Origin of the sequence: Streptococcus lutetiensis (assembly GCF_900475675.1) — a bacterium.
GTDB classification, from domain to species: domain Bacteria; phylum Bacillota; class Bacilli; order Lactobacillales; family Streptococcaceae; genus Streptococcus; species Streptococcus lutetiensis.
On the sequence record NZ_LS483403.1, the window covers coordinates 506,089 to 522,760 of the forward strand.

At 36.5% G+C, this 16,672-nt stretch carries 15 protein-coding genes and 1 pseudogene; 15 read left to right on the plus strand and 1 reads right to left on the minus strand.

Going from position 1 to position 16,672, the window contains the following annotated elements; translation table 11 throughout:
• Positions 1-39 precede the first annotated feature (39 nt).
• From DQN23_RS02765 to DQN23_RS02790, 6 genes are all read left to right on the plus strand, one after another.
• Complete coding sequence (locus DQN23_RS02765) at positions 40-882, plus strand: DegV family protein (RefSeq protein WP_111698323.1); 843 nt, start codon at positions 40-42, stop codon at positions 880-882.
• Positions 875-1,723, plus strand: a complete 849-nt coding sequence (locus tag DQN23_RS02770) for an SGNH/GDSL hydrolase family protein (protein WP_111712671.1) — start codon at positions 875-877, stop codon at positions 1,721-1,723. The genes DQN23_RS02765 and DQN23_RS02770 overlap by 8 nt, the downstream gene beginning before the upstream one ends.
• A complete protein-coding gene (locus DQN23_RS02775; protein WP_020916403.1) occupies positions 1,692-2,294 on the plus strand; it encodes a YpmS family protein in 603 nt (200 codons plus the stop codon). The genes DQN23_RS02770 and DQN23_RS02775 overlap by 32 nt, the downstream gene beginning before the upstream one ends.
• A gap of 94 nt (positions 2,295-2,388) precedes the next feature.
• The gene (locus DQN23_RS02780; protein WP_003063767.1) at positions 2,389-2,664 is read left to right on the plus strand and encodes an HU family DNA-binding protein; all 276 of its coding nucleotides are present in this window, start codon (positions 2,389-2,391) and stop codon (positions 2,662-2,664) included.
• 178 nt (positions 2,665-2,842) lie between these two features.
• Positions 2,843-3,040, plus strand: coding sequence for a hypothetical protein (locus tag DQN23_RS02785; RefSeq protein ID WP_020916404.1), 198 nt, complete (start codon positions 2,843-2,845; stop codon positions 3,038-3,040).
• Between the two features lie 419 nt (positions 3,041-3,459).
• Positions 3,460-4,944, plus strand: coding sequence for a peptide MFS transporter (locus DQN23_RS02790; protein ID WP_020916405.1), 1,485 nt, complete (start codon positions 3,460-3,462; stop codon positions 4,942-4,944).
• 108 nt (positions 4,945-5,052) lie between these two features.
• On the opposite strand, the gene DQN23_RS02795 is transcribed toward DQN23_RS02790, so the two are convergent.
• The gene (locus DQN23_RS02795) at positions 5,053-5,988 is read right to left on the minus strand and encodes a dihydroorotate oxidase (RefSeq protein WP_043894994.1); all 936 of its coding nucleotides are present in this window, start codon (positions 5,986-5,988) and stop codon (positions 5,053-5,055) included.
• Between the two features lie 321 nt (positions 5,989-6,309).
• Here DQN23_RS02795 and DQN23_RS02800 point away from each other — a divergent pair, with 321 nt between their 5' ends.
• The 9 genes and pseudogenes from DQN23_RS02800 to DQN23_RS02840 all read left to right on the plus strand — a co-directional run bounded on the left by DQN23_RS02800 (position 6,310) and on the right by DQN23_RS02840 (position 16,654).
• Entirely contained in the window at positions 6,310-6,624 is a 315-nt protein-coding gene (locus tag DQN23_RS02800) for an ArsR/SmtB family transcription factor (protein WP_058813731.1), read from the plus strand.
• Between the two features lie 2 nt (positions 6,625-6,626).
• Positions 6,627-8,510, plus strand: a complete 1,884-nt coding sequence (locus DQN23_RS02805; RefSeq protein ID WP_111712672.1) for a heavy metal translocating P-type ATPase — start codon at positions 6,627-6,629, stop codon at positions 8,508-8,510.
• Positions 8,511-8,870: 360 nt separating this feature from the next.
• Entirely contained in the window at positions 8,871-9,563 is a 693-nt protein-coding gene (locus tag DQN23_RS02810; protein WP_020916409.1) for a phosphoglycerate mutase, read from the plus strand.
• A gap of 175 nt (positions 9,564-9,738) precedes the next feature.
• Positions 9,739-10,260: a transcription repressor NadR gene (locus tag DQN23_RS02815; RefSeq protein ID WP_020916410.1), complete on the plus strand. Its 522-nt coding sequence runs from the start codon at positions 9,739-9,741 to the stop codon at positions 10,258-10,260.
• Between the two features lie 176 nt (positions 10,261-10,436).
• A complete protein-coding gene (locus DQN23_RS02820; protein ID WP_020916411.1) occupies positions 10,437-10,985 on the plus strand; it encodes a hypothetical protein in 549 nt (182 codons plus the stop codon).
• 153 nt (positions 10,986-11,138) lie between these two features.
• Entirely contained in the window at positions 11,139-13,220 is a 2,082-nt protein-coding gene (gene pbp2b / locus DQN23_RS02825; protein WP_020916412.1) for a penicillin-binding protein PBP2B, read from the plus strand.
• A gap of 59 nt (positions 13,221-13,279) precedes the next feature.
• Positions 13,280-13,876, plus strand: a complete 597-nt coding sequence (recR, locus tag DQN23_RS02830; RefSeq protein ID WP_014334442.1) for a recombination mediator RecR — start codon at positions 13,280-13,282, stop codon at positions 13,874-13,876.
• A 183-nt stretch (positions 13,877-14,059) separates the two neighbouring features.
• Positions 14,060-15,340: pseudogene (locus DQN23_RS02835) on the plus strand (DUF3329 domain-containing protein); the annotation flags it as partial.
• A 267-nt stretch (positions 15,341-15,607) separates the two neighbouring features.
• Positions 15,608-16,654: a D-alanine--D-alanine ligase gene (locus DQN23_RS02840; RefSeq protein WP_020916414.1), complete on the plus strand. Its 1,047-nt coding sequence runs from the start codon at positions 15,608-15,610 to the stop codon at positions 16,652-16,654.
• Positions 16,655-16,672 lie beyond the last annotated feature (18 nt).

The following is a 16,672-nucleotide window of genomic DNA, read 5'->3' on the forward strand; positions in this document are numbered from 1 at the left end:
ATTTTGATATAAAGTTTTGAAAGTATGATAGGATAAAAAATGAGTAAAATTAAAGTTGTTACAGATTCATCCTTAACGATTGAACCAGAATTAGTTGAAAAATATGATATTACAGTTGTGCCATTGTCAGTTATGATTGATGGTGTTGTTTATTCTGATAACGACATGAAAGAGGAAGGAAAATTCCTCAATTTGATGCGCAATAGCAAAGAATTGCCTAAGACAAGTCAACCCCCAGTTGGTGTGTTTGCAGAAGTTTACGAAAACTTGATGAAAAATGGTGCTGAGCACATTGTTTCAATTCACATCACGCATACACTTTCGGGAACTGTTGAAGCAGCTCGTCAAGGGGCTAACCTTGCTGGAGCGGACGTAACGGTTATCGATTCAACATTTACTGACCAATGTCAAAAATTCCAAGTGGTGCAAGCTGCCAAATTAGCTCAGGAAGGTGCAAGTTTGGAAGAAGTTATTGCAAAAGTTGAAGAAGTTCGCCAAAAATCAGAACTTTATATTGGTGTTTCAACTCTTGAAAATTTGGTTAAGGGTGGACGTATTGGACGCGTTACAGGTCTTCTCAGCTCACTACTTAACATTCGAGTGGTTATGGAAATGATTGATTGCGAATTGAACACAGTTATCAAAGGTCGTGGTGTTAAAACATTTAACAAATGGCTTGATAGCTTTATTGAGCATGCACAAACATCTGGAAAAAAAGTCGCTGAAATCGGTATTTCATACTGTGGAACGACTGATATGGCAAATGGCTTTAAAGAAAAGTTGCAAGTTTTGGGTGCTCCAATTGCTGTTTTAGAAACTGGTTCAATCATTCAAACGCACACTGGTGAAGATGCTTTTGCGGTTATGGTACGCTATGAATAAGAAAAAGAATTTTTTAACTGGGTTTGCTTTCTTTTTAGCATGCCTTCTTCTGTTTATCGCCGTTTTTAATATTTTGATTCCAAAATCAGATCAAGAATTAACCAAAAAGGATTTTTTAGCTCAGAAAACAAAGTCATTTCGTTATGTGGCTATCGGTGATTCCTTGACCGAAGGTGTTGGCGATACAACTAATCAAGGTGGTTTTGTCCCAATTCTATCTCAAAGTTTAACAGATACTTATCATTATCAAGTCTCACATGATAATTACGGGGTTTCAGGAAACACCAGTAACCAGATTTTGACACGAATGAAAGATAAGCAAGATATCCAAAATTCCTTAGCTAAAGCGGATATGATGACCCTAACCGTTGGGGGAAATGATGTCATGGCTGTCATTCGCAAGCATTTGACGAAATTATCTGTGGCGACCTTTAAAAAGCCTGCCAAATCATATCAAGAACGTTTACGTCAGATTATTGAGCTAGCTCGCTCAGAAAATGAAGATTTGCCAATTTATATTTTGGGGATTTATAATCCGTTTTACTTGAATTTCCCTGAAATGACGGAGATGCAAGAAATCATCAATGATTGGAATGACGCTACTGAGAGTGTGACAAAAGAGTACCGTCATGTTTACTTCGTTCCAATCAATGCTCAACTTTATAAAGGAATTGATGGTCAAGAAGGAATTGTGTCAACATCTGGTGACCAAACAACGGTTATCAACGATGCACTGTTCAGCGGTGACCATTTCCACCCGAATAATATTGGCTATCAAATCATGTCAGACGTAACAATGGAGAAAATCAATGAAACTAAAAACGAATGGAACAAAGACTAACTGGTGGAAGTGGGCGTGCCTTCTCATTTTAGCTATTAATGTGGCTTTTGTGGGAGTGATTGCTAGCCGCTTAATCCAAGTCAGAGAACCAGCAGCACAAACGATTACTTCAAAAAAAGCTAAAAGTGTCAAAGTTGGAACAGTTTCAACAACACGTGAGCAATTGAATAACACAGTTGCCTCATATTTGAAAGATTACCAAACGAAAAATTCATCTTACAATGTTTACGCAACTTCATCAGCAATTTTGTTTGAAGGAACTTATACTTTTTTAGGTTATGAAGTACCACTTTACATTTATTTCCAACCAAGTCGCTTAGAATCGGGAGCTATTCAGCTAAAAATCACTTCATTTTCAGTTGGAACACTAACATTGCCAGAATCAGAAGTTTTGAAGTACTTAAAATCAAGTGTTGACCTTCCAAATTTTGTGGAAGTTTTGCCAAAAGAGTCTGTTATTAATATCAATATTCAGAACATAAAAAACGATGCTGGCATCTTTTTGAAAGCGACAACAATTGATCTTGTAGGCGATCGATTTAACTTTGATATTTACAAGAAAAACGGCTAATTAAACGTTTAATACTTGACCTTAAGCCTTTTTTTGGGTATCATAGACTTTGTTAAAGTGTTAACGCTTAGAAATTAATTGGAGGATTTGTTAAATGGCTAACAAACAAGATTTAATCGCTAAAGTTGCAGAAGCAACTGAGCTTACTAAAAAAGATTCAGCAGTAGCTGTAGATGCAGTATTCTCAGCAATCGAAAGCTTCCTTTCTGAAGGCGAAAAAGTTCAATTAATCGGTTTTGGTAACTTTGAAGTTCGCGAACGCGCAGCTCGTAAAGGTCGTAACCCACAAACTGGTGAAGAAATTGAAATTGCAGCTTCAAAAGTACCTGCATTCAAAGCTGGTAAAGCACTTAAAGACGCTGTAAAATAATTACATAGAAAAGAACCTTGTCATATCAACTGTTGTTGAGCCTGGTAAGGCTCTTTTTTTCTTATAAAGAGGAAAAGTTTTACAGTAATAAATCAAAGTAATCCGTGCTTTTATGTTATAATCGAACATAGAAGTATCGTAAATTTACGTGTGATAAATGTAAAGAAAGAGTTGAATCATGGATAAAACACTTTTGTTAGTTGTTATTTTTTTAGGTGCTTTTTCACTTGTTAAGGCAGTGATGTTGATTATGGTGGGACTTGCCATGAAACCAAAAGTTGATGAAAACGGAAATATCATCACTCAAGATCAAGCAGAAAAAGACGATAAAACAAGCCCAGACGAAGACGACAGTGATTTTTGGGATAATTGGTAAAGAATAAGAAACTTGGGGTGAGAGTTGATTTCTTAGCCGATTATGGCTAAGTCAGCAGTGAGTACTTGCATTAATAATTAAAAATTGTCTAAAGTAGGAAATCTAACTTGCAAAGGAAACTAAGTCACTTAAAGTTGGCATATTTTTGGCAGTCATTTTCAAAAATTTATTTCCAGATTATTGAAATGCGTATATTTATTACAATTTTATAAATAGCGAGGCTGTGTCATTTTGACTAAATCTCTTTAAAAGTCAAAAAATAGCGCCTTTATGGCGCTATTTTTTTGAGTAAGTCATTTGAAAAAGATATTGATTTTGAGAGGAATTTGCTGTGATGATATCTATTTTCAAGAATTTACTTAATATTTTAAATAAAATTTCTATTGCTCAAATTAAAAAAAATCTATATAATGGATCGTATGGAAAAAAATAAAGAAAAAACATTTTTTGGACAGCCTAAGGCTTTGTTTACTTTATTCCAAACAGAACTTTGGGAACGATTCTCGTATTATGGAATGCGTGCGATCTTAATTTACTATTTGTACGCATCTGTTACTTCAGCTAACGCAGGGTTAGGACTTCCTAAGCCACAAGCAATGGCTATTGTAAGTATCTATGGAGCTCTTGTATACCTTTCAGGTATTATTGGTGGATGGTTTGCAGACCGTGTCCTTGGCGCATCTCAAACAATCTTTATCGGTGGTATTCTTATTACCCTAGGGCACATTGTTTTAGCTCTTCCGTTTGGCTTGACGTCTCTTTTCATCTCACTATTCTTGATTATCTTGGGAACAGGGATGTTAAAACCAAACATTTCAAATATGGTTGGTCACTTGTATGGACCAGACGATCCTCGTCGTGACACAGGTTTCAATATCTTTGTCATCGGTATCAATATTGGTTCATTACTTGCTCCTATTGTAGTAGGAACAGTTGGACAAAGTATCAACTATCACTTAGGTTTCTCTCTTGCCGCTATTGGTATGGTATTTGCTCTATTTGTTTATTGGTATGGACGAATGAAGCAATTCCCAGAAATTGGAAATAAACCTTCTAATCCATTAACGACAGCAGAGAAAAAAGGGTTAGCAATCAAATCAGTTATTGGTTTTGTTATCTTAGCTGTTGCTGGAACATTACTTTATCAAGCAAGCCCAGCTAAATTCGTTGATAACGTCATCAATATTCTATCAATGGCTGGTATCTTCATCCCATTTATCTACTTTATCTTGATGTTCGCATCTAAAAAAGTTTCAAGCACAGAACGTAAGCAATTGTTGGCTTACCTTCCATTGTTCTTGTCTTCTATCGTTTTCTGGTTAGTTGAAGAGCAAAGTGCGACAGTTATTGCTGTTTGGGGTGAAACTCGTACAAACTTGCATCCAACAATCTTTGGTATTAACATTTATATTGACCCTTCATGGTATCAATTGCTTAATCCATTGTTCATCGTTATCTTGACTCCATTATTTGTTTGGATTTGGAACAAAATGGGTGAACGTCAACCATCAGCGGTTACAAAATTTGGATTAGGATTGTTGTTAACTGGTGTGTCATACATGATCATGACTTTACCAGGCATGTTGTACGGAACCAACAACCGTGTAAGCTTTATCTGGTTGGTAGTAATGTTTGCTGTTCAAATGGCTGGTGAGTTGTTAGTTTCTCCAGTAGGTCTATCTGTTTCAACTAGACTTGCACCACTTGCATTCCAATCACAAATGGTTGCACTTTGGTTCTTGGCAGATTCAACTTCACAAGCAGTGAATGCTTTGATTACACCATACTTTACTAAAGACACAGAAGTAGCATTCTTCGGTATCTTAGGACTTGTGTGTCTTGGTATTGGTGCTTTGTTGCTACTGATCAAAAAACCAATTTTGAACTTAATGCGTAATAATTAATCTTTTAGGAACTCTTTCTCTTATGAGAAGAGCTTCTATGTCAACTGTAGGAGGTGGCAAATCCTAAAAAGAGTGAGGACAACATGTCCTTGCTCTTTTTATTTTTTATTAGTTGATATATTTCAATTTGCCACGGAAGTCTTCTAGGGTTTCATACCCTTTTTCTTCCATGATAGCTTTAAGTTCTTTTGTGATACGTGCAAAAGCAGCAGGGCCTTCTTGGTGAAGGATTGTTCCTAGTTGAACCATACTTGCACCACACAAGATGTGTTCAAAAGTGTCACGACCTGATTTGACTCCACCAGTTCCGATGATTTGGATAGAAGGATTTAGGCGTTTGTAAAAGGCATGGACATTGGCAAGAGCAGTTGGTTTTACATAATCGCCACCGATGCCACCAAAACCATTTTTAGGTTTGATAACAACAGTTTCATCGTCAACCACCAAACCATTTCCAACTGAGTTGATGCAGTTAACGAAAGTTAGTGGAAATTGATTGAAGATAGCTGCTGCACGGTCAAAGTGCGCAATGTCAAAATATGGAGGCAATTTAACTCCAAGAGGTTTTGTGAAGTATGTGAAGATATCTTTTAAAATTTGTTCAGTTGTTTTAAAATCATAAGCGATTTGTGGCTTACCTGGGACATTTGGACAAGAAAGGTTTAGCTCTACAAGTCCTTGGTAGTCAGACTCTTGAACTGTTTTTAAGATAGTATGTGTTTCTTCTTCAGACATACCAACAAGTGACAAGAAATGATTTTTACTATTTGGTGTGTTTTGGAGTTCAGTAACGTAGTCAAGATAATATTGGAAACCATTGTTTGGCAGTCCCATAGAATTGATTGAACCAAGAGCTGTATCAGCGTAACGTGGTTCGGGATTTCCTGGACGCGCAGCCAATGTCCCAGTTTTTGTGACGAAAGAGCCTGCAGCAGAAGCTTCAATTTCAGCTAATTCTTCTCGAGTCATACAATAAACGCCAGCAGCGTTCATCAAGCAGTTGTCAAAATCGAAAGCTCCAATTTTAGTTGCAGTTGAAACCATAAAGTCCTCCAAAAATCTATTATCACACAATAGTGAATTTTCTGATATTACAAGAAACATTTTACTATTTCAGTAACCTGAAAGCAAGTCTTTTTCCGAACATTTTTGATAATTTTATAAAAAATAGAAATATTTTGCTTGTTTTAGGATGCTTTTTTTGTTTTTTCCCTTGTTAATAGACTTATAAAATGAAAAATACCTCTCGAATTAAACAAAGTTAGTTCATGCTTGCATAGTTTTTGCGAAAGTGATATAGTGATTATAGTAGAACGTTTGAGTAATTGTTCAATTGTTTTATAAAAGATATTGGAGATAATTAAGATGATTGAGACTAATGAATCACAAAAATTGCTAAAAGGTGATTCTCTAATGGATGTATCCAGCTTTTTTAAGGCTTTGGGAAACACGACGCGCTTACAAATTATTTCTTGTTTAAGTAAGGGAGAGTTAAAATCTAGTGAATTAGCAGAAATTCTAGAGATGACGCCATCAGCGATTTCACATCAGTTGACTATGCTAAAAAATCTCAAGATTGTTTCTGTTCGACGTGAAGGGAAAAATCAGATTTATTCTCTTGCTGATAAGCATATTAGCCAAGTTTTGGAGTCTGTTGTAGAGCATTATCAGGAGGATTAATCATGTCACATAAACATAAAAAGAAGCTCGCTCGCATTTTGCTAGCAGCGCTAGTTTTTCTTGTCGTGTTCCTTGTGGTTCGCTTGAACCATCTAGGCTTAGTAGCTCAAGCTTTTTTATATGCCATTCCATTTTTAATAGCTGGTTATGATGTTTTGAAAAAAGCTTTGGTAAAAATAAGTCAAGGGAAAGTCTTTAGTGAACAATTTTTGATGTCACTAGCGACACTTGGAGCATTTGCTCTTAGTTTTATGACTGGCGAGGCTGAATTTTCCGAAGCTGTATTTGTAATGATTTTCTACCAAGTTGGTGAATTTTTTGAGCATATTGCTGAAGGCAGCAGTGAAAAATCAATTTCAGAACTGCTAGATTTGCGACCTGACCTTGTTCATTTGGAAGAAGGGGGTCAAACAGTTGATGTGGATCCGAAAAACTTACAAGAAGGTCAGGTGATTGTGATTCAACCTGGGGAGAAGATTGCGATTGATGGTATCTTGGTTTCTGGTGAGTCTTCGGTTGACACAGCAGCTTTGACAGGAGAAAGTTTACCGCAAAGTGTTCAGGTTGGAGACCAAGTTCTCTCAGGGATGATTAACATGACAGGTGTTATTCGTGTTAAAGTTTTGCATCGTGTTGAAGATTCTACTTTGAGTAAGATTTTAGATTTGCTTGAAAATTCAACAGCTAATAAATCAAAGAGCGAACGTTTTATGACTAAGTTTGCAGAAGTTTACACGCCAACGGTAGTTATTGCTGCTTTGATTTTAGCTTTCTTACCACCAGTATTTTCAGGTGATTTTGTAGGGGATTTTCCAGAGTGGTTGAGCCGTGCGCTTACTTTCCTTGTTATTTCTTGTCCATGTGCTTTGGTCATTTCTATTCCGCTTAGCTTTTTTGGCGGTTTGGGAGCAAGCTCAAAAGCTGGTGTTCTCATTAAAGGGTCAAATTATCTTGAAAGTTTAGCGTCGCTTGAAACGTTGCTTTTTGATAAAACAGGGACTTTGACAGAAGGTGTTTTTGAGGTAACAACGCTTCATTCAGATAATATTAAGAAAGAGCAACTACTACACTTAGCTAGTCACGTAGAACGTTTTTCAAGTCACCCAATTGCTCAATCACTTCGTGAAGCTTATGAAAAAGAAGCAGATGATTGTTCGATTACAGATGTGACTGAAAAGTCTGGTTACGGTATCAGTGCTAAGGTAAATGGACATGATGTGGTTGTCGGAAATACTAACTTTATGGATAACTTAGGAGTTAAATGGAAATCTTGCCATAAAGTCGGAACGATTGTTCATGTGGCTATTGATGGTGCTTATGCTGGACATATCGTTATTTCAGATTGTGTTAAATCTGACACCAAAGAAGCTCTAGAGCAACTTAGAAAAGCTGGTGTGAAAAATCTTGTCATGTTAACGGGAGACCGCCACGAAGTTGCTAAAAAAATTGCTAGTGACTTGTCTATGACAGATTACAAAGCGGAGCTATTGCCAGCCGATAAGGTCAGTGAACTGGAAGGCTATTTGGCGAAAAAATCTCCTCGTGCCATAGTTGGATTTGTTGGTGATGGCATTAATGATGCTCCTGTACTAGCTAGAGCTGATGTCGGTATCGCCATGGGCGGACTTGGTAGTGACGTAGCCATTGAAGCAGCAGATGTCGTGGTTATGAATGACCATTTGTCAAAAATTGCGCAGGCTATCAAGATTGCACGCCAGACAATCACTATCGCTAGAGAAAATATTATTATCTCAATCGGTATCAAAGTTTTAGTCTTGATACTCGCTAGTCTAGGCTTAGCTAATATGTGGCTAGCTATCTTTGCCGACGTTGGTGTGACAGTACTTGCGACCTTAAATGCCATGCGAACAATGAAATTGACATAGAAAATTTTTTGAACTATAATAGCCTTAATCATATAGAAAGCTACCATTTTCGTTAGAAAGTGGGGTGGTGTGACCGCAATTGAATCACTCTTTTTAAGAATCGATTGCTGGTCATTCCATTTTTTTATTTTGAAAAAAATGAGAGTAAACGGTTGGTAAAGGCAGACTCTTTTACAGAAAATTAGCAATTATACTAGCTTTTTTAGAGCTTTTTGGGTAGAATAGTAAGAGTAAACGACTTTTGTCGTAATAATAATTGGTTAAAATGCTGAGCCAAAAATAGTTTAATGATAAGGGTTAAGATCTATTTTTTGCTGTGTATTTATAGCCTTTGGACTATTTTAAAGGAGACTTTATCTAATGGTAAAATTAGTGTTTGCACGTCACGGGCAATCTGAATGGAACAAAGCTAACCTTTTCACTGGTTGGGCTGATGTTGACCTTACAGAAGAAGGTACTAAACAAGCTACTGAAGCAGGTAAATTGATCAAAGAAGCAGGAATCGAATTCGATGTTGCTTTCACTTCAGTTCTTAAACGTGCTATCAAAACAACTAACCTTGCTCTTGAAGCTTCTGACCAACTTTGGGTTCCAGTTGAAAAATCATGGCGCTTGAACGAACGTCACTACGGTGGTTTGACTGGTCAAAACAAAGCTGAAGCTGCTGAAAAATGGGGTGACGAACAAGTTCACATCTGGCGTCGTTCATACGATGTATTGCCACCAGCTATGGCTAAAGACGATCAATACTCAGCACACACTGATCGTCGTTACGCTAACCTTGATGACAAAGTTGTTCCAGATGCAGAAAACTTGAAAGTTACTTTGGAACGTGCCCTTCCATTCTGGGAAGATAAAATCGCTCCAGCTCTTAAAGATGGTAAGAACGTCTTTGTAGGTGCTCACGGTAACTCAATCCGCGCTCTTGTAAAACACATCAAACAATTGTCAGATGACGAAATTATGGATGTTGAAATCCCTAACTTCCCACCACTTGTATTCGAATTTGACGAAAAATTGAACGTTACTGACGAATACTTCTTGGGTAAATAATCTGATATAAGATTATAAGGCTTAAAAACCTTGATATGAAAGCATTCTAGGCTCACTCCTAGGGTGCTTTTTTTGAATTTGTTTAGATTTTTGTTAAGAGTTCGGAGAAATTCTGTTTTCGCTTAATTTGTGGTATGATTAGTAATAAGTATTATATTTTGTAAAGGGGGCTTTTATGAAAGCAGCAGAACGCCGTCAGAAAATTATTGATATTTTGAATCAGACGCAAGTTCCCATTTCAGCAAGTGTTTTAGCAGGTCAACTTGGTGTGAGTCGCCAAATTATTGTAGGAGATGTGGCTTTGTTGAGAGCAGCTAATCATGATGTCATTTCTACGCCACGAGGTTATGTCTTATCTCAGGCACTTTACTCACACCAGTTTATCGGGAAAATTGCTTGTCAACACGGTCCAGAGCATACTAAAGAAGAATTGGAGAGTGTCATCTCAAAAGGTGGCATTATGGTTGATGTGGAAGTTGAACATCCAATTTATGGGATGCTGACAGCACCTCTTAATATCAAAAGTCAGGAAGACATTGATAACTTTATGGAGAAGGTTGAACATTCAAATGCCACTCTCCTTTCATCTTTAACGGATGGTATTCATACACATACCTTGTCATGTCATTCCAAAGATGAATTTGAAGAAATCAAATCTGACTTGTCTGATAAAGGCTTGCTTTTGAAATCAAATTAAAACAGCTTCAGGTGTCTTGACACCTGTTCTTTTTTTCTTTATAATAGGCAAGGTCAGTTAGCTACTTTCAAAAAAACGTGTGTATTGCTTGTTAGTTAATTGATTAAAGCTATCGTCATACCTGAGTGATAATTGGGGATCATTCAGGTATTATCATATATAAAAGGAGTTGTCATATGAGACGTCATCAAACTAAGTCTCTTGCTTTTACAGCTATTTTAGTTGCCTTTGGGATTTTAATTCCTATGGTTATGCCGGTTAAGGTTGTCATTGGTCCAGCTTCATTTACACTAGCTAGTCATGTACCTGTCTTTATGGCTATGTTCATTTCACCACAAGTGGCTGTTCTAGTTGCTTTAGGAACAAGTCTTGGATTCTTGTTAGCTGGTTTTCCAATTGTCATCGTTTTGCGAGCTGTATCACATTTGTTGTTTGCAGTCGTTGGTGCCGTCATGATTAAAAAACACCCAACCTTGCTTGAAAAGCCAGTTTTGACATTGGGATTAGCGATTTTCTTAAACCTTTTACACGGCTTAGCAGAATTTATCGTTGTTCTTGCGCTAACAGCTGGAGCTCATACAGGAGCAGCTTATATTTGGTCTTTAGTAGGCTTGATTGGTTTAGGTTCTCTTGTTCATGGAACAATTGATTTTTACATTGCGTATTTCCTTTGGAAATTCTTAAGTGATAAAGTCGGCGTTGATTTTTCAGTTGATGCTAAATAGAGTGAAAGGAGTGTTAAATCACTCCTTTTTTGGTGCACTTTTTTTCTTGAAAAGTGGGGATGTAAAAAAGTGAAAAGTTTTATATTTTGTGTCACTCTCTTTTAAGTAAATTGTGATAAAATATAAAACGAAGCTTTTAATTGTGAGGAAAGAATGTCAGTTAAGAAGAGATTGAGCAAAATCAACATTGCAAAAAAAACAACCAGTATTACAAAACGTATCTATTTGATTTTTGCAGTTATCGTCGTCTTATTTTCAATTATTATTTTGAGATTGGCACAGATGCAAATTTTAAATAAATCTTTTTATGATGATAAGTTAAATTCATCAACTACCTACAAGGTAACGTCCTCAAGTCCTCGTGGTCAAATTTTTGATGCTGCAGGCAATCTATTAGTATCAAATAATGTTAAACAAGTCGTTGCTTTCACACGTAGTAATACCATCACTGCTGAGGAAATGAAAAACTTGGCAAGAACCTTATCAACTTTGGTTGATTTCACGGAAACAAATGTTACAACACGCCAGAAAAAAGATTATTATTTAGCTGATTCAGACACTTATGCTAAGGTCGTCAAGAGTCTTCCGAATAATCAAAAATATGATAATTACGGTAATAACTTAACCGAATCAAAAGTTTATGCCAATGCTGTTAAGGCTGTAACGGATGATGAGATTAATTATTCAGAAGACGAATTGAAGTTGGTGTACATTTTCAGTCAGATGAATGCTGCCTCAACATTTAGCACTGTTAATTTGACGACTGGTGATTTGACAGACGATCAAATTGCTTATATCACAGCTAATCGTTCAAAATTATCAGGAATTTCTATTGCGACTGACTGGGATCGTCAAACATCAACAGGTTCTCTTTCAACCCTTATTGGTACAGTTTCTTCAAAACAATCAGGTTTGCCAGCTGAAGAAGCAGAAGAATATCTAGCTAAAGGTTATTCGATGAATGACCGTGTCGGAACATCTTATCTTGAAAAAGCTTATGAAGATGATTTGCAAGGAACACACACAGTTCGTGAAATCACTACCGATAAAAATGGTAACGTTGTCTCAGATGATGTTACTAGAGAAGGTAAAGCAGGTAAAAACTTGAAATTGACTGTCAACTCTGATTTCCAATTAGGTGTTGAAAATATTTTGAATCAGTATTACGGAGCCTCAATCGCTGCTGGTTTTGCCACTTATTCTGAAGGGGCTTATGCGGTAGCTTTGAATCCGAAGACAGGTGCTATTTTAGCTATGGCAGGTTTGTCACATGAAACTGGTTCGTCAACAACAACTCTAGACGCTCTTGGAACAATTAATGACCTCTTTGTTCCAGGGTCAGTTGTCAAAGCTGCAACTATCAGTTCAGGTTGGGAAAATAATGCGATTTCTGGTAACCAAGTTATTGCTGACCAGTCAATCAATCTTGCTGGCTCTCCAGCCATTAAATCATGGTTCACAGGTAGTGGGGCAACGAATATCACAGCAGTTCAAGCCCTTGAGTACTCTTCAAATACTTACATGGTTCAAGTAGCTCTTAAAATGATGGGGCAAGAATATTATTCTGGAATGGCACTTGCCACAACTGGAACAAAAGAAGCTATGGAAGAACTTCGTGCTACCTATGCCGAATATGGTTTAGGAACAAGCACTGGAATGGATTTGCCAGAAACAACGACTGGTTACCTCTCAGAAGATTACAGCCCTGGTAATGTCTTAACAGAAGCCTTCGGTCAGTACGATTCTTACACACCAATGCAACTTGCTCAGTATGCTGCAACAGTCGCAAATGGTGGTAACCGTGTTGCGCCACACATTGTCGATAGTGTCTATGATAATGATGGCACAACAGGACTTGGCAACTTGTCTAAAATGATTGATACTAATGTTTTAAACAAAGTTAATATTTCAAGCGATGAAATGGCTATTCTTCAACAAGGTTTCTATCAAGTGGTAAATAGTACAAGTGGTTATGCTACTGGTACTCACATGCGTGGAAATGTCACTATCGCCGGTAAAACAGGTACTGCCGAAACTTATGCTATTGACGCTAATGGTAATGCAGTGACAACAGTTAACTTGAGTGTTCTTGCTTATGATTACTCAAAAAATAATGATTCTAAAATTGCGGTTGCGGTTATTATTCCTCACTTAACAAGTGATGAGAATCACCCTAACCAACTAATTGCGCGCGACATTATTAACTTGTACATGTCAACATACGCTAATAAATAAAAAAGAAGTTCGAGTCGGCAAAGGTCGGCTCGTGACTTTATCAGAAGAAAGGAGAAACAATGCTTTATCCAACACCAATTGCAAAGCTAATTGATAGTTTTACAAAGTTACCCGGAATCGGGATTAAAACGGCGACTCGTTTGGCCTTTTACACGATTGGCATGTCTGACGAAGACGTGAATGAATTTGCTAAAAACTTGTTAGCTGCAAAACGTGAATTAACTTATTGTTCAGTGTGCGGGAATTTGACTGATGAAGATCCTTGCCAAATTTGTAATGATCAGACACGTGATCGTTCAGTGATTTTGGTGGTTGAGGATTCAAAAGATGTCTCTGCCATGGAAAAAATCCAAGAATATCACGGACTTTATCATGTCTTACACGGACTTATTTCACCGATGAATGGTGTCGGTCCTGATGATATTAATTTGAAGTCATTGATTACACGTTTGATGGATAGTGAGGTTAGTGAGGTTATTATTGCAACCAACGCCACCGCAGATGGTGAAGCAACATCTATGTATATCTCACGTGTCCTAAAACCTGCAGGAATCAAAGTAACACGCTTGGCGCGTGGATTAGCGGTAGGTTCAGATATCGAATATGCCGATGAAGTGACCCTACTTCGCGCCATTGAAAATCGGACAGAATTGTAAACTAAGAAAGCAGTGATTTGCTGCTTTTTTGTTTGTAGCTGATTTCAATCTTGGATAAGTATGCTATAATAAAAAAACGTGAGAAGCTTTTATTAGAAAGGTATTGTGCTAGTGATTTTGAATAATGGTGATAGTCAGTCAAAGTTGAATTCTAAAAGAAATTGATATTTTTGGTTTTTAGGGCTTAGTGCTATTTTTGCATTACTAATTTTCCACTTAAATCGTCTGACATTATTTACATCGGATGATTATACTTATCATTTTGTTTATCAGGGGTATTTGCCAACCGCTCATCCTAAGCGTATTAACGGGTTGTTTTCAATTGTGAAATCTCAAATCAATCATTGGCAATTGTGGAATGGTCGTTTTGTAGCGCATTCAATAGTGCAATTCTTTTTACAATTTAAAAAAGTATACTTTGATGTTTTTAATACATTGGCTTATTTAACACTGATGTTTCTCTTACTTTCTATCAGTAAAGTAAAAGAAGTTGTTAAAATCACTCCAGTTTCCTACCTATTGTTATTTATATTTTTATGGTTTTATCTTCCAGAAATAGGGAAATCTGTTCTATGGGTCTCTGGTTCAGGAAATTATTTATGGACTAGTGTTATTTATCTCACTTATTTTAAATGTATTATATCAATAGCTAATAGAGAAATTTCCAATTTAAAAGGAATTGGAATTATGATTTTGGGATTTTTGGCTGGAGCGTGCAATGAAAATTCATCGCCGGCACTTTTATTAATGGCATTTCTGTACTTGATTATTCACTATCCTTATAAAAGTAAAGGAACAATATTTGGATTAGGAAGCTTATTTACTGGTGGATTAGGATTCTTATTGATGATAAAATCTCCGGGGTCACAGAAACGTGGTGGGATGGCATTGAATTTTGATGTCTTAAAAAATAATTTTAGACTAATTTTAGATAGCTTAATTCAGAATTATTGGTTAATTTATATTTTAATAATTATTTTACTTATTATATTAGTTATTAAAAAAGTACAGCTGTCTATAGAAACTGTCAGCTTATTAAGTATATTAGTTATTGGGCATTTTGCATCGACTTTTGCATTAGTCTTATCTCCAGAAACCCCAAAAAGAACATTTTTTGGTGCGGTATTATTTATTGGAATTGTTTTATTTAGCTTAATAAATATCTTAAATCAGAGAATTAGGAAATCTGTATTTGTTATTTCACTACTTTTGATGATTCTATTTGTTCAAAGTTACTTGAGTGTGAATAATGATTTAACAAAATCATTTAAGGAAGTATCCAATCAGTATAGTATATTATATGATGCGCCCCAAAATAGTGATGTAATGCTGCCCTTGTTAAGTACTCCTAAAACAGATTATAATGCTTATCAATTAACGTCCAATGTGAAAACAGATCCAAATGATTGGTTCAATAGATGGATGGCGGTTTATTTTGAGAAAAAGACTATTACTGGATATTGATGATTCAGAGTATATATTGGTCAATAATTAAGGTTTAGAAAGCAGCGATTTGCTGCTTTTTTGTTTGTCAAATTTTCTATCATCAAAATACTTAAGGTGATTTGAAAGGTGGCTTTATTTGTGGTATCATAAGTAGGAAATTGTAATAGAAAAGGAATTGAACTGGAACCGAGTTTTAGCTTATTTGGTGGAGTTGCTCGGTTTGATGAGAAATGTATTGAGCGTTGGTCAAGCTTGGTATGTTTTCTGTTCAGGTAGTTAAAGTTTATGGCAAAAGAAACGCTTGTTTTACTTTATGGTGGACGTTCTGCGGAACGTGAAGTATCTGTTTTATCAGCTGAAAGCGTCATGCGTGCGATTAATTATGATAAATTCTTTGTGAAAACTTACTTCATCACAAAATCTGGTGATTTTATTAAAACACAAGAATTCTTTAGCAAACCTGCTGACGATGAAAAATTGATGACTAACGCCACTGTTGTTGAAAGTCAAAAAATTAAACCAAGTGATATTTATGAAGAAGGAGCAGTTGTTTTCCCTGTTCTTCATGGACCAATGGGTGAAGATGGTTCTGTCCAAGGTTTCTTAGAAGTTCTTAAAATGCCTTACGTTGGCACTAACATTTTGTCATCAAGTGTTGCAATGGACAAAATTTCAACAAAACATGTCCTTGAATCTGCAGGAGTTCCACTTGTTCCTTACGTGACTTATGTTGAAGGTTCTGATCTTGATGTAGTCGTAGCAGAAGTAAATGACAAATTGACATACCCTGTCTTTGTTAAACCAGCTAACATGGGTTCTTCAGTAGGTATCTCAAAAGCTGAAGATGAAGCAGCACTTCGCTCAGCTATTGACTTTGCTCTTAAATATGATAGCCGTATTCTTATCGAAACTGGTGTTAACGCTCGAGAAATCGAAGTTGGTATTTTGGGAAATGCTGACGTGAAAACAACGCTCCCTGGTGAAGTTGTTAAGGACGTTGCTTTCTACGATTACGATGCTAAATACATCGATAACAAAATTACCATGGATATTCCAGCTCACATTGATAGCGACATTATGGAAGAAATGCGTGGCTATGCAACAACAGCTTTTCGTGCTATCGGTGGCTGCGGTTTGTCACGTTGTGATTTCTTCTTGACAGAAGATTGTCATGTTTACCTTAACGAATTGAACACAATGCCTGGTTTCACACAATGGTCAATGTACCCACGTCTTTGGGAAAACATGGGACTTGCTTACCCAGATTTGATTGAAAAATTGGTTGAGTTGGCAAAAGAGATGTTTGAAAAACGCGAAAGCCATTTGATTTAAAAATGAAAAGCACCGTTG